Origin of the sequence: Brevibacillus panacihumi W25 (genome assembly GCF_000503775.1) — a bacterium.
Classification (GTDB): domain Bacteria; phylum Bacillota; class Bacilli; order Brevibacillales; family Brevibacillaceae; genus Brevibacillus; species Brevibacillus panacihumi_A.
Window position 1 is genome coordinate 508,955 of the sequence record NZ_KI629785.1, and the last position, 18,594, is coordinate 527,548.

Annotated in this window: 15 protein-coding genes; 2 read left to right on the top strand and 13 right to left on the bottom strand. The window is 51.6% G+C overall.

Translation table 11 applies throughout. From position 1 onward, the window contains the following. Positions 1-12: 12 nt before the first annotated feature. Together T458_RS43375 and T458_RS43385 are read right to left on the bottom strand one after the other, a co-directional pair. Complete coding sequence (locus T458_RS43375) at positions 13-663, bottom strand: FusB/FusC family EF-G-binding protein (RefSeq protein ID WP_023557344.1); 651 nt, start codon at positions 661-663, stop codon at positions 13-15. Between the two features lie 641 nt (positions 664-1,304). Beyond that, complete coding sequence (locus tag T458_RS43385; protein WP_051410079.1) at positions 1,305-1,706, bottom strand: sigma-70 family RNA polymerase sigma factor family protein; 402 nt, start codon at positions 1,704-1,706, stop codon at positions 1,305-1,307. A 356-nt stretch (positions 1,707-2,062) separates the two neighbouring features. Between T458_RS43385 and T458_RS43390 the strand changes: the two genes are divergently transcribed. Then, positions 2,063-3,358, top strand: coding sequence for a Na+/H+ antiporter NhaC family protein (locus T458_RS43390; RefSeq protein ID WP_023557347.1), 1,296 nt, complete (start codon positions 2,063-2,065; stop codon positions 3,356-3,358). A 102-nt stretch (positions 3,359-3,460) separates the two neighbouring features. On the opposite strand, the gene T458_RS43395 is transcribed toward T458_RS43390, so the two are convergent. The 11 genes from T458_RS43395 to T458_RS43445 all read right to left on the bottom strand — a co-directional run bounded on the left by T458_RS43395 (position 3,461) and on the right by T458_RS43445 (position 17,738). After that, positions 3,461-5,029, bottom strand: coding sequence for an IS1182 family transposase (locus T458_RS43395; protein WP_023555990.1), 1,569 nt, complete (start codon positions 5,027-5,029; stop codon positions 3,461-3,463). Between the two features lie 134 nt (positions 5,030-5,163). Beyond that, entirely contained in the window at positions 5,164-5,664 is a 501-nt protein-coding gene (locus T458_RS43400) for a hypothetical protein (RefSeq protein WP_023557348.1), read from the bottom strand. A gap of 209 nt (positions 5,665-5,873) precedes the next feature. Then, the gene (gene pyrE, locus T458_RS43405) at positions 5,874-6,503 is read right to left on the bottom strand and encodes an orotate phosphoribosyltransferase (RefSeq protein WP_023557349.1); all 630 of its coding nucleotides are present in this window, start codon (positions 6,501-6,503) and stop codon (positions 5,874-5,876) included. A gap of 56 nt (positions 6,504-6,559) precedes the next feature. Beyond that, positions 6,560-7,264 (bottom strand): orotidine-5'-phosphate decarboxylase, encoded by a 705-nt coding sequence (gene pyrF / locus T458_RS43410; RefSeq protein ID WP_171819405.1) that lies wholly within the window; start codon positions 7,262-7,264, stop codon positions 6,560-6,562. Positions 7,265-7,351: 87 nt separating this feature from the next. Next, positions 7,352-10,564, bottom strand: a complete 3,213-nt coding sequence (gene carB / locus T458_RS43415; RefSeq protein WP_023557351.1) for a carbamoyl-phosphate synthase large subunit — start codon at positions 10,562-10,564, stop codon at positions 7,352-7,354. Further along, positions 10,548-11,645: a carbamoyl phosphate synthase small subunit gene (locus T458_RS43420; protein ID WP_023557352.1), complete on the bottom strand. Its 1,098-nt coding sequence runs from the start codon at positions 11,643-11,645 to the stop codon at positions 10,548-10,550. Before T458_RS43420 ends, carB begins: the two co-directional genes overlap by 17 nt. Before the next feature lie 55 nt (positions 11,646-11,700). Further along, positions 11,701-12,999, bottom strand: a complete 1,299-nt coding sequence (locus T458_RS43425; RefSeq protein WP_023557353.1) for a dihydroorotase — start codon at positions 12,997-12,999, stop codon at positions 11,701-11,703. After that, positions 12,969-13,913, bottom strand: coding sequence for an aspartate carbamoyltransferase catalytic subunit (locus T458_RS43430; protein ID WP_023557354.1), 945 nt, complete (start codon positions 13,911-13,913; stop codon positions 12,969-12,971). The genes T458_RS43425 and T458_RS43430 overlap by 31 nt, the downstream gene beginning before the upstream one ends. Positions 13,914-14,094: 181 nt before the next feature. Further along, positions 14,095-15,441, bottom strand: a complete 1,347-nt coding sequence (locus tag T458_RS43435; RefSeq protein ID WP_023557355.1) for a solute carrier family 23 protein — start codon at positions 15,439-15,441, stop codon at positions 14,095-14,097. Between the two features lie 172 nt (positions 15,442-15,613). After that, positions 15,614-16,153 carry a bifunctional pyr operon transcriptional regulator/uracil phosphoribosyltransferase PyrR gene (gene pyrR, locus T458_RS43440; RefSeq protein WP_023557356.1) on the bottom strand — a complete coding sequence of 180 codons (540 nt, stop codon included), beginning with the start codon at positions 16,151-16,153 and terminating at the stop codon, positions 15,614-15,616. Between the two features lie 244 nt (positions 16,154-16,397). After that, positions 16,398-17,738 (bottom strand): TolB family protein, encoded by a 1,341-nt coding sequence (locus T458_RS43445; protein WP_429846736.1) that lies wholly within the window; start codon positions 17,736-17,738, stop codon positions 16,398-16,400. Between the two features lie 72 nt (positions 17,739-17,810). Between T458_RS43445 and T458_RS43450 the strand changes: the two genes are divergently transcribed. Then, on the top strand, positions 17,811-18,551 hold the full coding sequence (locus tag T458_RS43450; protein WP_023557358.1) for an aspartate/glutamate racemase family protein: 741 nt from the start codon (positions 17,811-17,813) through the stop codon (positions 18,549-18,551). The last annotated feature ends 43 nt before the right edge of the window (positions 18,552-18,594 follow it).

Genomic DNA, 18,594 nt, shown 5'->3' on the forward strand with positions numbered 1-18,594 from the left:
GTGGTTCTCCTTTTACACCAGTACGCGCTGGAAAAAGTCTTCTAATTGGCTAACATCTGTAATCCGCTTGTTGCATTTCTCGGCATCGACACACATGTAATTGCCAACCGCCTTGTAATAATCCGGCGAAAGCGAGGATTTTGCTTTCGAAATCGCCGTCACCAGCGCCACTTCTTCATGGCCGTGGCACAATGAACAAAGATTTTTCTTATTCCCCGGCGTAAATTTGCCTTCTACCCCGATGAATTTTCCGTTTTCTGGATACACGAAATAAATCTTGTTCGTTGCGATGTCAATCCATCCCAGGTAGGTGAGCTTGGAGATTTCCATATTGGCGAGATCTGGAAGCTTGAGCTTCTTGGTTTTCGGAAAGAGCTTTTTGATCTGCGCTTCCGTAATCGCTGGAAAATCTATCGTGTACTCGCTTAGTCTGTTAAGGTACTCCGCGAAGTCCTGTGATGTTTTGCAAGTCGTAATCGGTTGCAGCAGCTCTTTTTGTTCCTTGCTAAGTTCAGGGAACTGCTCCATGATCTTGGATTCGGCAAGAAAGATGACTGCTTCGACAACTTTCGGATCAGACACCGTATTATGAGTACGGAGGACATGATCGGCCTGTTTTTTAATGAAATTGTACTGATGGTTGCGGATAAATGGCTGGGTCATAGTGGACACACCTCTAACTTGTAAGATCAGGGCACCAACATCCATCTGCCCCGGGTTGTAGAATGGTATTGTCCATTCCTCCCATTCATCTTAGGCAATTTGGCCTGCCTGCTAAATAGGCAGTTTTGCAAAAGAAGGGAGGACAAGCCCGGCATCTGCCGCGGGTAAAGCGATCCAAACATATCGTTTGAGTGATCTATGTCATGATACTTGGGCAACCGTCCGGCGTTTAACTTGCTTTCCCTGCCCCTGTGAGATTCGCCGATCCGATAGCTTCATCAAACTCGAAACTTGTCGTACGCTTCACCACGGGTTGGTGCCCAGTTATTGTTTTTGAAAAATAGGTTATTTCCGTCTTGCTATCCATATTTCTTGTAGCGGCCTTATTCGCTACAAGCGTTATCTTAATCTGCACACGCGCAACCACCCTCAATCGAGCAGGGAAATAATTACATACTTTACACCCTCTTTTGCGAAGATGCAAGAGGAACCTTTTGTATTGCGATGGGGAGAAAAAAGGAAAGAGGGTAATCAGGCACGAAAAACTCGTACAAGAAAGTGCGCTCAGCAAACAATACGTGTAATCACCCCATGACCAAGAGCATGTAAGCGAATATGTTTCTTGTTTTATAAGTCGACTCCTAAACCCGGGTAAGCTTTTCCGGGTTAAGGACGATGTAGATTTCGGACAGCTTTCCATCTCTGCATTGTAAAAGGATAGCGGCCACGGTTTTGTCCCCTGAAAGGAGTAGGATACCGGTCTCGCCGTTCAGAGGGGCAAGCACTGCCTGAAGACTACCCTGATAATAGGGTTTTATGCCCTCGATAGCGCCGGCAAGGATTCGGGCCACTTGATTGCGCATTTGTATCGGACGCGTAAACGCGTGTACCTTTCCGCCCCCGTCTGAGACGAGCAGAACATCTTCGGTCAGCAGGGACAACAACTGATTGATGTTACCCTGCTCGAGAGATGTGAGAAACCGGCTCACCCATTCCAATTCGACCGCTTCCGCCGCGACCGACTCATCCTCGGATATTCCCATCTTGCTTTTTGCCCGGCTCATCAGCTTGCGGCAATTCGACTCTGTGACATACGAATTCAGACGTTACTGACCGTTTTGAATGATAGGGAAATATTTCCGTATATTTTAGACTGGAATGAAATATGCAAGAACAGCTATACTAATATAATCTTCCATTCTACAGCTAAAAATATCCAGATTTTTTCTTCTTATCAAGAGAGATGGAGGAACTGGCCATATCCTGTGAATAAACGCTTGATAGATAAAAGAAGTGTTCTAGAGAAGTAAGGCCTCTTCTTGTTATTTCAAGATGAGGCCCTTTTTCGGGGCTAAGACTGGACAAAAGACTTGTTCCTTATATATTTGGAGGTAGAACCATGAAGCCAGGGAATCCATGGGCGCTGATCCCATTTGTTGTTTTTTTGATTTTATTTATTGGTTCAGGGGTCATTACAGGTGATTTTTATGCCTTCCCTGTTATTGTAGCCATTGCCATCTCGGGTGCTGTTGCTCTGATGATGAATCGAAAAGAGTCGTTTGCTCGAAAGATTGATATTTTTTGCCAAGGAGCAGGAAATGGAAATGTCATGCTGATGGTTCTGATTTTTCTTTTGGCAGGGGCCTTTTCAGAAGTAGCAAAAGGTACTGGGGCAGTGGACTCAACTGTTAACTTTGCTCTCTCGGTCGTTCCGCATAACCTGATTGTCGTAGGCTTGTTCATCATTGCCTGCTTTATCTCCCTGTCAATGGGTACATCGATGGGAACCATTGTTGCACTGGCGCCAATTGGTGTGGGGATTAGCGAGCATACCGAGCTTTCCATGGCTTTAGTGATCGCGGCGATTATTGGCGGTTCGATGTTTGGAGATAATTTATCCTTTATTTCGGATACAACCATTACTGCCGTTCGTTCACAAGGTGCACAAATGAGGGACAAATTTAAGGTGAATTTTTGGATTGTGCTACCGGCAGCTATTGTAACGTGCATGATTTTATGGGCCATCACGATGGGTGAAACGGCACAAGTGGAACATGTAAGCTATCATTTGGTAAAAATTGTTCCTTATATTTTGGTTATTATTTTGGCGTTGGCTGGCATGAATGTTTTCCTTGTTCTAGCATCAGGGATTGTTCTCGCTGGGGCTGTTGGCTTGGCGGATGGCAGCTACCATCTTATGAGCCTTTTACAAAAGATTGGCCAAGGAATGGCAGGCATGTATGAAATGGCCTTTCTTGCGATATTCATTGCTGGAATGGTAGAGGTTATGAAATATAATGGCGGAATTGACTTTCTGCTTCATCTTGCGACACGAAGGATTACATCGAAAAAGGGTGCTGAATTTGGGATTGCCGGTCTTGTGGGCTTAACGAATGTATCGACAGCCAATAATACGATTGCTATTTTAATAGCCGGTCCGCTTGCAAAAAATATCGCTGACCAGTATGGGATTGAGCCGCGAAAATCCGCAAGTATTTTAGATCTTTTCTCCTGTTCCATTCAAGGCCTTCTCCCTTACGGAGCCCAATTCCTGGCGGCCGCAAGCGTAGCCGGAATATCGCCAGTGAGCATCCTGCCTTACTCCTATTATCCAATCCTCATCGGAATCTGCGGAATCATCGCTATCCTCATCGGATACCCGACAAAAAAGAAAGCCAACATCTCATCATCATAAAATGACGAGGGCATGTCCTTACTGTAATGAGGGTGTCCCAAAAGTAAACTCTGGAACACCCTCATCAGAAAAATTAGATGAGTTTCGGAAGAAACTAAGAGGCTAAGCGGTCCGTTCTCGCTTAGCTTCTTGGTTTTTAGCGTCTACCGCTGCTTTCTTGAGCAGATTGTGGGCAAGGGAAAGCCACCCGACCTCCAGACTTACTTTTGGTAAGCCTCGAAGCAGGAACCTTTTAAAGCCTCGATTGTTCTTCATATCGCCAAATACGGGCTCCGGCTCGATCATGCGCCTCACGGCCAGAGCATAGCCTTCTTCGCTGCGGAGTTTTTGCCTTGCTTGGTTCTTTAGCCGCCAATACTTCATGCTGACTTTGATCTCTCGATCTCCTTGGGCTTTCGTACACTGAGGCTTTAGCGGGCACTCCTCACAACCGGCGCTGCGGTAATGACGGTATTCGATTTCATACCCACTTTCTGTTTTCTCCTTACTTACTCGGCGGAAATGGAGCGTTTGACCCGCTGCACATGTCCACGTATCCAGTTCGCTGTTGTAGGTCCAATTGTCAATTTTGCTGATGTCCTTTTGCCATGCCTTACTTTTTTCGCGGTGGTACGTACTGTATTTGACGATGGCTTCAACTTCGTTCTGCTCCAAGTAGTCATAATTCTCCTCGCCGCCATAGCCCGCATCGGCAATGACGGTGTTTGGCAGTTTGCCGAACTGTGATTTTATTTTCTCCAGATGAGGGATGAGACAGCGAGTATCGGTTGGTCGCTGGTGGACGCTGTAGCCGAGAATGAACTGATTTTCGGTGCCGATCTGAACATTGTAACCCGGCTTGAGCTGGCCGTTTCGCATGTGGTCCTCTTTCATCCGCATAAACGTGGCATCATGGTCCGTTTTGCTGTAGCTGTTTCGCGTGCCTAAAATTGTCTCATGCGTCTCATACTTTTGGAGGCGAGGAAGCAGATCCTTGCGGATTGTGCGTACCGCTTTCTTTAGTGGTTTGTCTTTTGGTTTCTCCTGCAGACGCTCTTCCAATTGCTTGACAGCATGCTCCAACTTTTCACTGGTGATGGTAGAAGATTCGCCTATTTCAAGAAGATCCTTGCCCTCGTGGATTCTTTCTTCATACTTCTCAGCTTCTTCAATAGTGGCGAACAAAGTCTGGACTTTCTCCTGAAGTTTGGCCTTGTGCTTCACGACAGCTTTTCCCCAAACAAATGTATACCGATTGGCATTGGCTTCGATCTTGGTGCCGTCGACAAAATAATGCTCCAGTTGCACGTAGTTCTCCTCAACCAGAAATTGAAGCACCGCGGTAAACACGGTCTCCAGTACGGCTTTCATGCGCTCTGATCGAAAACGGTTGATAGTACGAAAGTCTGGGCGCTGCCTGCCTGCGATCCACATAAACATGATGTTTTCACGGACGGCCTTGGCGATCTGACGAGAAGAGTAGATACGCTGAGTGTAGGCGTAAATAATGATTTTGGTGAGCATCTTGGGGTGATAGCTGTCTCGTCCGCCTCCGGGGTAAGCCGCATCGAAGATGGCGTCGTCAAGACGATTGACAGCGGCGTTGACCACACGAACGAGGTGATTTGCGGGAATGTCTTCTTCTAAATCCATTGGTAAGCAGAGTTGATCCATGGTATATTGAATGTACAAAGAAACCGGCTCCTTTTTGTAAATGGTGGGTGGAACTTCCATTTTAACAAAAAGCGGTTTCTTTTTGTTTAACTTAATGAAAAGAGGGCCGTCCCTCAGTCATTTATGATGACTTTTGGGACACCCTCTACTCTTTATCCAGCAATTTTTTTCATTCGATGCTGGAACGACAGAGTTGCCATAAATACCGTTACTCCCCACAAGAACAATCCTCCGTACGTTACGATATACACCCAAATGGCAAACCCTTCGGTGTATCCTTTTGGAAGCACTCCTAAAAATTGAAGAACCGTCAAGAAGCTAATGAGAACTGTTAAGACCCCAACTGACCATCCTGCTATGATTAATAACCATTTGGGCAGTTTCTCCCCCCAAGAAGTCACAAGAGCTAAAGCAAATAAAGATGCCAGTATCGCCAAGATAGCTGTAAAGTCTATTCCAATGGTATATAACGTGTATAGAAAAGCAGAACCTTCCTTCAAGGTAATCCCAAACCCTGCTACATCTTGTACAGCTTGTTTGGTTGTAAGTCCTACCGTTGATCCCCATGCCCAAAGCGACTTTACAATCGCATACGGCAACAGAGCAAAAGCGGCAACATAGCCCCATCCTTTAGTAAAATATTGTAAACTCAAAAAAATTCTCCCTTCTCAAATAAGAAATGAAGCCTGTTCGTTTTAAATTATACTAAAAGTAGAAATTTTTAACAGACCCCAATTTTTAGTTCCAGCAGCGCAGCACAGCTCCAAAAGTGACATCCTCCCATATATACTTATTTGTCATTTTAGGTTTGGAATGAAAAAAGAGTGAAAGCGGCAACTCCACCACCTTCACTCTCATTTATTTAAGCAAAAAACGTTTTTGGTGCTTTGCGCCATTCTCCCAGCAGCGTTACTTGTTCGGCTGTGATCGTACCTTGCTCCTTCGCTGCTTCCAGCAACGCCGTGTAATGGGAAATGGTCGTGCACGGAATTCCCGCGTCAGCAAACAAGGCTTCGGCATCCGGGAACTGATAGCTGAAGATCGCCGCGACTCCGAGCACTTCGCCTCCTTCTGCCTGTACGGCCTGTGCCGCTTTGAGCGAGCTTCCGCCTGTCGAGATCAGGTCTTCGATGACAACCACTTTTTGACCTGCAGCGAGTGCGCCTTCGATCTGATTCTGGCGGCCGTGTCCTTTTGCCTTGTCGCGCACGTAGATCATCGGCAGATCCAACAGCTCCGCCACCCAGGCAGCGTGAGGAATCCCTGCTGTCGCTGTCCCCGCTACGACCTGTGCTTCAGGGTACGTTTCGCGAATCAGTTCGGCAAACGCCTGGGCGATCTGGCGGCGAACGGACGGATAGGACATGGTGATTCGATTGTCACAGTAGATCGGCGATTTGATGCCGGATGTCCAGGTAAAGGGTTGATCAGGGCGCAGATGGACTGCACCGATGGCAAGCAGGCTGCTTGCGATTTCTTTCGCCTTCGTCATGCTATCATGTCCTCTCTTTTCCAGATGGGGTTGTAGTAGCTCTTATAGGGGCAGAGCTAGCTGCGGTCCGCCTCGACCGCTTGCACGATGCTCTCCCAAGCGGCCGCCGGGTCTTTCGCCGCGGTGACGGCGCGGCCGATTACCAAATAGTCGCTGCCTAGTCTAAATGCCTGCTCTGGTGTCGTGATCCGTGTCTGGTCGCCTTGGTCAGTGCCAAGCGGTCGAATCCCCGGGGTAACGGTGACAAAGGAGTCACCCAACGCTTTTTTGATCACAGGAATCTCCAGCGGAGATGCGACGACACCGTCCAAGCCTGCTGCCTTCGTCATTTTCGCGTAGTGAAGAACCACGTCCTCCACCTCTCCGGCAATGGCCAATTCGTCGTTCATCATCTGCTTCCCGGTCGAAGTCAGCATCGTCACGCCGATCAGCAAAGGAGCAGCAGCACCAGCTGCCGTTCCCTGCTCCAATCCCTCGCGTGCCGCCTGCATCATCGCGACGCCTCCGGCAGCATGGACATTCACCATATCCACGCCGTGGCGCGCAAGGCTGCGCATCGCGCCTTTTGCCGTATTGGGAATGTCATGCACCTTCAGGTCGACGAAGACCTTCAGTCCCAGCTCCTTCAGGTAATGAAACACGGCTGGTCCTTCAGCGTAAGTCAGCTCCATGCCGACCTTTACGTAGCGGATATGTCCCTGCAGAGAAGTCAGGCATTGCTTGACCTCTGCCAGTGTAGAAAAGTCGAGCGCGACGATCATGCGCTCACGAGTATCGATGGTTTCTGGTTTCACACTGCCTCTCCCCTTTGATCCCCAGTCTGGTTTTACTCTATCTACACCTATTTTTTAGATAGTTACGGCGATCTTCGCGCCTGCGCGCTGTGTCGGCATCGCTTCCGTAGAGAATGTGATGGTCTCCAGGACGTGCAGCAATGCTGTCGCAGTGTCTAGGGAAGTGAGGCAGACAGCCCCGTTCTCGACTGCTTCCCGGCGGATGCGGAATCCGTCGCGCTGCGGTGTTTTTCCTTTGGTCAGGGTGTTCAGCACGATGTTGGCTTCTCCGGTGTGAATCATGTCCAGCAGATTCGGAGTGCCTTCAGACAATTTGTTGACACGGGTGACAGAAAGGCCTGCCAGCTCCAGGTAATCGGCTGTGCCGGAAGTAGCCAGCAGCTTGAAGCCGAGCTTGCGGAAGCGTTTGACGATGGACAGCGCCTCTTCCTTGTCTTTGTCTGCAACGGTGACGAGCAGCGTACCCTGTGTCGGGATGTTCATGCCTGCTGCGATCAACCCTTTGTACAGCGCTTTTGCCAATGTGCTTTCGCGTCCCATGACTTCACCTGTCGATTTCATTTCCGGACCGAGTGTGATGTCTACGCGGCGCAGCTTGGCGAAGGAAAATACCGGCACTTTGACTGATACCATTTCCTCTTCCGGATGGTAGCCTGGCGTGAAGCCTTGTTCCACGATCGAGTGTCCGAGGATCGCCTTCGTCGCGATGTTTGCCATCGGAATGCCTGTCACTTTGGAGAGGAAAGGCACGGTGCGGGAAGAGCGCGGATTGACTTCGATCACGTATGGACGGTCTTTGTAAATGACGAACTGGATGTTGAGCAAACCTTTGATCTGCAAGGCGCGGGCAATCTTCGTCGTCATCGCGATCAGTTCATCCTTGATCGCTTGGGTCAGGGATTGCGGTGGGTATACCGCGATCGAGTCGCCGGAGTGGACACCTGCCCGTTCGATATGCTCCATGATTCCCGGAATCAGCACATTTTCACCATCGCAGATCGCGTCTACTTCCGCTTCGATCCCGACCATGTAACGGTCTACCAGCACCGGATGATCCGGGTTGATTTTTACTGCCTGCTCCATGTATTCAAGCAGTTCAGGCTGATTGTAGACGATCTCCATCGCACGTCCCCCGAGTACGTAGGATGGACGTACCAGAACCGGGAAGCCCAGTCCTTCAGCCGCTACTACTGCTTCCTCCACCGAAGTGACGGTCTTTCCAGGGGGCTGCGCAATATCCAGGCTGCGCAGGAGCGCTTCGAATTTCTCACGGTTCTCAGCTGCGTCGATGTTCTCCAGGCTGGTGCCGAGGATTTTGATGCCGCGAGCAGCCAGCTTGTCTGCCAGGTTGATTGCCGTTTGCCCGCCAAACTGGACGATGACTCCTTCAGGCTTTTCTACATCCAGGATGTTCATCACGTCTTCGATGTAGAGCGGCTCGAAGTACAGACGGTCCGAGGTATTGAAGTCAGTAGAGACGGTCTCCGGGTTGTTGTTGATGATGACCGCTTCATAGCCTGCTTCTTTCAGCGCCCATACAGCATGCACGGTCGCGTAGTCGAACTCGATCCCTTGACCGATGCGGATCGGACCGGAGCCCAGAACGACGACGCGTTTTTTGCCCGTCTCGATGCGCTCGTCTTCTACCTCGTAGCTGGAGTAGTAGTACGGTGTCTGCGCTTCGAATTCTGCCGCGCAAGTATCTACCATTTTGTACACTGGTACGTAGCCATGCGCTTGGCGCTGCTCGCGCACTTCCTCTTCGGAAAGTCCGGCAAGCTCGGCGATTTTGCGATCGGTATAGCCCATGCGTTTGGCTTCATACAGCTTTTCTGCTGTCAGACCTTCTTCTAGCACCGCTTCAAAGGATACCATTTTATGGAATTTATTCAGGAAGAATAGGTCAATTTTCGTCAGGTCATGCAGTTGTTCGATCGTCCAGCCACGACGCAGCGCTTCCGCCAGGAGGAACAGGCGCTCATCGTCTGCCGCGATCAGTCTTGCTGTCATCTCCTCGTCCGAGATCTCTTTTGCCTCTTTAATCTCGATGTGGTAGCTGCCGATTTCCAGGGAGCGGATCGCCTTCATGATCGATTCTTCGAAGGTACGTCCGATTGCCATGACTTCGCCGGTAGCCTTCATTTGCGTACCCAGCTTGCGGTTGGCGGACTGGAATTTATCGAACGGCCAGCGCGGGATTTTGCTTACCACGTAGTCGAGGGTCGGCTCGAAGCAAGCGTAGGTTTGTCCGGTCACCGGATTTTTCAATTCATCCAGGGTGTAGCCGATTGCGATCTTGGCAGCCATTTTGGCGATTGGGTAGCCTGTTGCTTTGGAAGCCAATGCAGACGAACGGCTCACGCGCGGGTTTACCTCGATGACATAGTATTGGAAGCTGTGCGGATCGAGCGCGTATTGCACGTTGCAGCCGCCCTCGATGCCCAGTGCGCGAATGATGTTCAGCGCGGAGGAGCGCAGCATTTGGTATTCACGATCAGACAGGGTCTGGCTCGGTGCCACGACGATAGAGTCACCTGTGTGCACCCCTACCGGATCGATGTTCTCCATGTTGCAGACGACGATGCAGTTGTCATTGGCGTCGCGCATTACTTCGTATTCGATTTCCTTCATGCCGGCGATGCTTTTCTCGATGAGACATTGTGTGATCGGGGAGTATTTCAGCCCGCTTGCGACGATCTCGCGCAGCGTTTCCTCGTCATCGCAGATCCCGCCGCCAGTACCGCCCAGCGTGTAGGCAGGACGCACGATGATCGGATAGCCGATCTCATTGGCAAAGTCGACTGCTTCCTCTACGGTGCTGACGATCACGGATTCCGGCACAGGCTCGCCCAGCTCGTTCATCAAAGCGCGGAACAGTTCGCGGTCTTCCGCTTTCTTGATCGATTCCAGCTTGGTGCCGAGCAGCTTGACATTTTCCTGTTCCAGGATGCCTGCTTCTGCCAGAGCAACTGCCATGTTCAAGCCCGTTTGTCCCCCGAGAGTCGGCAGGAGGCCATCCGGCTTTTCCTGGCGGATGACACGCGCGACGAACTCGGGCGTGATCGGTTCGATGTAGACTTTGTCCGCCATGTTGGTGTCGGTCATGATCGTTGCCGGGTTGGAGTTGATCAGGACGACCTCCATCCCTTCTTCCTTCAAAGCTTCGCAGGCTTGTGTACCCGCATAGTCAAATTCGGCGGCTTGCCCGATCACGATCGGACCGGAACCGATCACGAGGATTTTTTTCAGATCAGCGTGTTTTGGCATGGGTTTTCTCCTCCTTAGCGGTATCCATCATGGCAAGAAACTGGTCGAACAGATAGCCGGAATCATAGGGGCCAGGGGCCGCTTCCGGGTGGTACTGCACAGAGAAGGCGTTTTTCGCTGCGTTGCGCACACCCTCAATCGTTCCGTCGTTGAGTGCGATATGTGTAATTTCCAGCTCGGTTCCTACTAGTGATTCTTCTTTGATAGCGTAGCTGTGGTTCTGGGAGGTAATGTACGTGCGTCCGGTCGCCAGTTCTTTTACCGGATGGTTCCCTCCGCGATGTCCGAATTTCAGCTTCATGGAGTCGGCTCCAGAAGCCAGCGCGAACAACTGATGTCCCAGGCAGATGCCGAACAGCGGGTATTCACCCAAAATGTCGCGGATCATCTCGACGGCTTGCGGCACGTCCTTGGGATCCCCAGGGCCATTGGACAAGAGGATGCCGTCTGGCTGGATGCGGCGAATCTCTTCTGCCGTCACATTGTATGGCACAACCACCACGTCGCAGTTGCGCTTGGTCAGTTCGCGCAGAATGCCGTGCTTGGAGCCAAAGTCCACCAGCACCACGCGATGTCCGGTGCCAGGGCAGCTGAATACGCTCTTGGTCGAGACGCGCGATACCTGATCGGTCATCAGCGGCGTGGCTTGCAGGGAGGCGACCAGCTCTGCCAGCGGGGCGTCACTTGTCGTAATCATCCCTTTCAAGGTGCCGTGGTAACGGATTTTTCTCGTCAGCATCCGCGTATCGATGCCAGAGATGCCGGGAATATCGTAGGTTTTGAGCAGCTCATCCAGGGTTTGGGTGTTGCGCCAGTTGCTTGGCATCTCGCAATGCTCGCGAACAACAAACCCGTGGATATGCGGGCGAACCGCTTCGAAATCATCGCGGTTGATCCCGTAATTGCCGATCAGCGGGTAGGTCATGGTCACGATTTGTCCGCAATAGGACGGATCGGACAGCACCTCTTGATAACCAGTCAATCCGGTGTTGAACACCACTTCTCCGCTCGTTTCCTTCGTCGCACCAAACGCGCTGCCGATGAATTCTGTTCCGTCTTCCAAGATCAGTCTTGCACGCATCTCTTGTTCCTCCTCCGTAATCGCTCCTGTTGTCTTGCCATCGAAGTCTCTCTCTTCAGAACGTTTCTTTTTTGGGCGCCTCTTGATACACGATCTTGCCGTCTACCAGTGTCAGGATCGGCCAGCCCTTGCACGCCCAACCGCTAAATGGCGTATTGGTTCCTTTGCTCGCAAAGGTACTTGGATCTATGGTTTTTTCCGTTGTCAGGTCAATCACGGTCAGGTCTGCCGGTGCACCTACCTCCAGGCGGCCATATGGCAGTCCAAATGCTTGCGCCGGTTTTACGGTCAGCAGCTCCACCAACTTTTGCAATGTCAGCTCACCGGTCTCTACCAGATGGGTGTAGAGCAGCGGGAAGGCTGTCTCCAGGCCGACGATTCCGAATGGGGCACGGTCGATGCCGTTTGCCTTTTCCTCTGCCGTATGCGGTGCGTGGTCTGTCGCGATCATATCGATGGTGCCGTCCTTCAGCCCGGCGATCAGCGCAGCGCGGTCCTCGCGGGAGCGCAGCGGCGGATTCATCTTCCAGTTGGTATCCAGGTTCTCCGGAATATCCTCGTCGCACAAGAGCAGGTGATGCGGGGTTACCTCGCAGGTCACATTCACGCCCGCTCTTTTGCCGTCGCGCACCAGGCGCACCGACTCTTTCGCGCTGATGTGGCATACATGGTAGTGAACGCCTGTCTGCTCTGCCAGCAGAATGTCGCGTCCGACATGGATGGACTCGGACTCGGACGGGATGCCAGGCAAGCCGTGACGTGCTGCTACGACTCCGTCATGCAAGGCGCTGCCCGGGATCAACAGATCGTCATCCTCGCAGTGCGCTACGATGGAGAGGCCCAGCTCCTGTGCTGCTTTCATCGCTTTTTTCATCATGGCGGTCGATTGGACGCCGACGCCGTCATCGGTCAGGGCGAAGATGCCCGCTTCCTTTAATGCCGCGAAATCCGTCAATTCTTTCCCCAATTGGCGAACCGTAATCGCGCCATACGGGATGACCCGCGCCTTGCCTGCTTCTTTGGCTTTTTCGAGAATATAGGTGACCGTCTCGACGCTGTCGATGGAAGGTCGGGTGTTGGGCATGCAGGCGATGGTTGTAAATCCGCCGCGAACTGCTGCCGCAGCACCTGTCGCAATGGTTTCTTTTTGTTCAAATCCAGGCTCGCGCAAATGCACGTGTACATCGACTAATCCTGTGCTGATCATTCCCCCGTTGCAATCGACCCACTCATGTCCTTCGCGTGGGATGGACTCTCCTATCGCTGCAATTCGTCCGTCTTCTACTAAAATTTCGACAGGTGCCAGTTGTCCGTCTTGATTGATCAGTTTGCCGTTGCCAAGGATGATACCCATGTCATTTCGCTCCCTTTCAGCAATGTTTCCAGTACGGCCATGCGCACTGCTACTCCATTGGTTACTTGTTTTTGGATCAGTGAGGTTTTGCTTTCTACGAGGTTGGTATCGATCTCTACACCGCGATTGACCGGTGCCGGATGCATGATGACCGCGCCTGCCTTCATCATCTTCGCTCGCTCCAGCGTCAGGCCGTGTTTTTGGTGGTACTCTTCTTTGGAGATGTAGAGCGCTTCTGAATGCCTCTCCAGCTGGACACGCAGCATCATGACTACGTCCGCGGTCTGGATCGCTTCATCGATCTCGACGATTTTGACGCCGTCTGGAATCTGCGCCGGTTGCGGCATCATCGTGGTCGGTCCGCTGAGCAAGAGCTTCACGCCCATTTTCGGCAGCGCGTGCAGATGGGAACCTAATACACGGCTGTGACGCAAATCCCCAATGATGGCGACAGTCAGCCCTTCCAGTCTTCCGAACTGCTGTTTCATGGTCAGCATGTCGAGCAGACATTGCGTCGGATGTTCGTTCGTACCGTCCCCCGCGTTGATCAGGTGCAGGTCCACACTCTCTGCCAACTCTTGAAGCAAGCCTTCCTTTTTCGTGCGGATGACCGCTGCTTCCACCCCCATCGCTTCGAGTGTGCGCAGCGTATCGTAGACCGTCTCCCCTTTCACCGAAGAGGAGGTCTCCGGGATAAAGTTCAACACGTGAGCCCCAAGACGTTTTTGCGCGACTTCAAAGGAAAAGCGCGTGCGCGTGCTCGCCTCAAAAAACAGGTTGGCGACAAAGCGGCCTCGCAGAATCTCTGCTTGCTCACCCGGGCGTTTCGCCCAGTATTCTCCGCGTTCCAAAAGCTGTGCCATCTGTTCTCTGCTCAAATCCGACAGGCCAATCAAGTGCCGAGTCTTGTTCATCGTGTATCCCTCCGTATGATCTGTTCTGTCCAGAAAAAAAGCTTCTCGTCATCCGGTGCCGTGTGGGCAGGCGTAGACAAGAAGCTGCGATTCTGTCTGCAGGCAGACAGGAGAAAACAGCGTTCATCAGCCTTGCCAGCCTCACGGGACCGGGTTAAAGGTTCTGAAACGTGTTGGATATTTATGCGTCTTGGGATGGGGTTGCTTCTCCCATCGCCGATTCCTTGCCTGGCAAGATCAGATGCAGGATGATCCCCAGGAAGGTAGATAAGGCGATGTTGTCGATGGCAACATGGCTCAGAAAGCCTTCCATTCCCTCAAAGCTGATTTTGTAGCCGCCGATCCCGGTAACCAGGATGACTGCCGCGATAATCATATTGCGTTTGTTTTCAAAACTGATCTTGTTGTCCACATACATCCGCAAGCCTTGTGCGGCGATAATCCCGAACAGGATAACGGAGACACCGCCGAGCACCGGAGTCGGAATGCTCATCAGCAAGGTGTTGATTTTGCCGGAGAAGGCGAACAGGATGGCGAAAACGGCTGCCAATCCGATCACGACTCTACTATAGACGCGTGTGATCGCCAGAACTCCGATATTCTCTCCATACGTAGTCGCTGGAGGTCCGCCCAAGAGAGCGGCCAGGGAGGTTGCAACCCCGTCCCCAAACAAGCTGCGGTGCAGACCCGGATCTTTCATCAGGTCGCGATCCATGACCTTGCTCGTCACCAGCAGATGTCCCAAGTGCTCAGCCAAGGTAACGAATGCTACAGGAGCGATGATGAGGGCGGAGATCCAAGCCGATGGGTTGCCGATGGCTGCTGCTACTTCTGCAAATTTGAAGTTCTGTGTAAACAGTTCATGTACGCCGACAAACCACTTTGCTTCTGCCACTTTTTGCAGGTCGATGAGATCTGGGTGGCGCAAGAGCGTGTAGAGATAGCCTACGATAATGCCGATCAGGATCGGGATCAGGGCAAAGAATCCGCGCAGCACTACAGCTGCCAGCACGGTTACCAGAATTGTAACCAAGGAGATTTCAATGGAAGTAAGGGAGATCACAGATACATTATCGACGGTAACCTTTGTGGCCATATCTACGGCCACCCCAGCGAGGCTGAGCCCGATCACCACGATTACCGAAGCGATGACGACCGGAGGCAATACACGATCCAGCCATTTTACCCCGGCCTTCTTCACGATGCCTGCCACGATCATGTAGATGATCCCGGAGAGGAAGCAGCCCAGCAAGGCTGTTCCAAATCCGTACGCCTTGCTCACCATGATAATGGGTCCGATAAAAGCGAAGGAGGAGCCTAGATAGTTCGGCAGCTTTCCTTTTGTTATCCAGAGGAAGAGCAGTGTCCCAATCCCGCTGGTAAATAGGGCTGTAGCCGGATCAAGTCCTGTCAGAATCGGTACCAGTACCGTCGACCCAAACATCGCAAACAGATGTTGGATGCTGAGCGGGAACAGCTTCGATAATTTCGGTGTCTCATGCACGTCAATGTAGTTCTTCTCGTTCATTTCTTGACTCTCCCCTGTTATGTCTTGTCTTTATCATTCTCTTTCTCGTTGGCGGCAAACAAAAAACCTCTTTGTGAGCGCACAAAGAGGCCAGCCTTTCCTTCAGACACAGGAAGGTAGTCTGCCTCTTGCCGATCTCACGGGATCGTTTTTAAAGAGGAATATGTTCTTTTTACAAGAGCTGCCTGATCGATACGATGTCCATGACATCCACCTCCGCCAACTGTACGTCGACGATTTCGGTGCGTGATGTCGGGACATTTTTTCCGACGAAATCCGGGCGAATCGGCAGTTCGCGGTGACCGCGGTCTACAAGTACCGCCAGCTGAATCATACGCGGGCGCCCGTTGTCAATTAAAGCATCCAGCGCTGCGCGGACTGTGCGTCCGGTGTAGAGCACATCATCTACGAGGATGACGGTCTTGCCTGTTATCTGATCCGGCAATTGCGAGCCTTGCAGGACGGCATCTTCGGACTTGTGCTGCAGGTCGTCGCGATAGAAGGTAATGTCCAGTTCGCCGACTGGCACCTTGACATTCTCGATCAGCTCGATCCGCTCCACGAGTCGTTGCGCCAAGTAGATTCCACGCGTCTTGATGCCGACGATGATGCAATCCTCGACTCCTTTGTTGCGTTCAATGATCTCATGGGCGATCCTGGTAAGTGCACGGCGGATAGCCGCTTCGTCCATAATGACGCTTTTGTTGATCATCTTCTTATCCCTCCTCGACGGGAACAGGTGGACAGAAAAAAGCTTCTTGTCAGGAGACAAGAAGCAGGGTGGACAATCAGTAGGCGGTACAGGAGAAACCTCATCTCTCCTGCCGTCACCTCTTGCTTGTCGATTCCGTGCCCTTGCCAGCCTCACTGGACTGGATTAAAAGGTTCCATTCGTCATGTAGGATTATGTCATAATCCAGGACGGGTGTCAATGAAAAATCGACAATCAGAGAGAATCACTTGTCCCAATAGACTTCGATCCATTCAGGCAAATAGTTGGCGTAATAGCCGATATTCCCGGTAACATGACGGATCAGCTCAACTTCTTCCCCTCCTTTATCCAGGTAGAGCGAGCCGTGGCCGGCAGCGTCCAGTCTGACAAAGAGAAGCTGCTCGCCGTCTTGTGATGGAGACGGAAACGTATCTGCCGTGTGCTCACTCCCTTTCGTGACCTGTGCAGCCTTTCCATCTTTACCTCGCATCCAAATCCGTTGGCCGGGAACCATGACTTTCTCCGGCTCGTAGTGATACTCTTTTGCCAATCCTCTAGTGAAGAACAGGCGATGCGGGGACTCTTTTGTCCAGACAGGAAAAGACTCCACCTGTCCCTTCTCCCCTTCGAAGGTCAGCTTCCCTTGACGGTCGACTACTTTCACTTGCTTGTTCTGTGTCGCCATCCGATCTGAGCCGTCGATCCAGGCAAGCTGGCTGCTGTCAGGCGACCAGCTCATCCACTCCGCGTAGGCCAAGCCTGTACCCAAATCCAGCGGCTTTTGCTTTGGCTGGCTGAGATCAAATAATTGGACAGGCACACCATCGGCTGACAACGAAGCCGAGTTGTACTGCACATAGTACGCGACCTGTTTGCCGTCTGGCGATACCTGCAAGGCCTTCGCTGCCCAGCCATAGATCTCTTCCCCCGCTTTTGGCGAATCGGCAATGGCGTAACTCGCTACCGTTTTTCCTGCCAAATCCCGCAGGCTTAGGGTCATGGGGCGATCTTTTTCTACCGGAAGCGAGACGAGAAATTGCTTTGCGTCCGGCATCCAGGCGAAATCGACGAAATCCGCCTTGACCGTTCTGATGATGCTGACGGTATTGTCCTCGTTCATCTGTGCTGTAACGAAGGATGTTTCCGTTTCAGTATTGGTACTGTTTGCTGCACCAGCAACATAGGCGAACTGATTGGTGATCGGGGACCATTTCGGCTTCTCCACGATTGGCCTCTCATCGATCTGCAAGGAAGTGCTTCCATCCTTGCTCACTGCCCAAAGATACCCTTTGGTGTAGTACGAGTCCCCATCTGGATATTTCATAAATAAAAGCCAGTGCCCATCACTGGACCAACCGATAATTTCACTGATCCCCTCCTTGGTCACCTGAACGGGCTTGCTTTTCTTGTCTGGCCCATTCAGCATCCAAAGCTGCTGGTTGCTGGTAAAGGCAATCTGTGCCGGCACCGTGACCGGATTGACCCGTTCTGGCAGTGGCTGCGTTTCTGCAGCCAGGACCCCGGCACTGCTTCCCTGACTCCATAGACTCGCCGCCAATGCAATTCCTGAAAATACTTTCATCATGGATAACAACTTGCTCTCCTCCTCTTTCCTGCCTTTCTCGCCTATTATTCGCAATTGGAAATAGTTCCAAGCGTGAACACCAACTTTTTTCATGTCATCACACCACGTTTCTTCCCTGTGTTACAATGGTACGAAAATCGCAAGGGAGAGAAAGTCGCTTGTCTGCACGCTCACCATTCCAATATCGAATATTCGGAAAAAGCCTTCCAACAATATGACGTCGACACTCTCCATTTCGTTGACCCTGGACTGCTTATTTGCGTGACTCAAGAAGCCTCCTTTCGTCATTCGGATGCTCAGCGCAAGGCAGCAGAGCAGATTGCCTGGATCGAAAAATGCGGAGCAGATGCCATCCTCATCACCTGTACGAACTACATCGCTTTGCTGGAAGAAGCAAATTTGAACTGCTCCATCCCGATCCTGAAGATCGACGAGCCTTATTTTGAAGCGCTCTGCCGCCAACCCCGGCCCCCAATTATGCTGTTTACGAATCCTGCCACAGTGGAAGGTACGGTAAAGCGTTTTACCGATTACGCGAAGGCCAAAGGAAGCGAGATGCAGCCGGATGTGCGTGTCTTGGAGGGGGTATTCCCGTTGATCATGCAGGGAAAGAAGGAAGAGTATCTGCATGAGATATGTGCTTTTTTGCACAATCTCGTGAAAGAGGATCCCGAACAAATCGTTTCCGTTGCACAATTGTCTATGGTAGAAGCGGCCCAGCAGTTTGAAAGACAGACGTCGATCCCCGTCATCCATCCTCTGGGGACACTTCAGGCGTACATCGCAGACGAATGGAAGTTGAACCGCTTTTGATTGTTCTTTGGGCATGAGAAAACTCCCCTTCCATAGCAGGTTT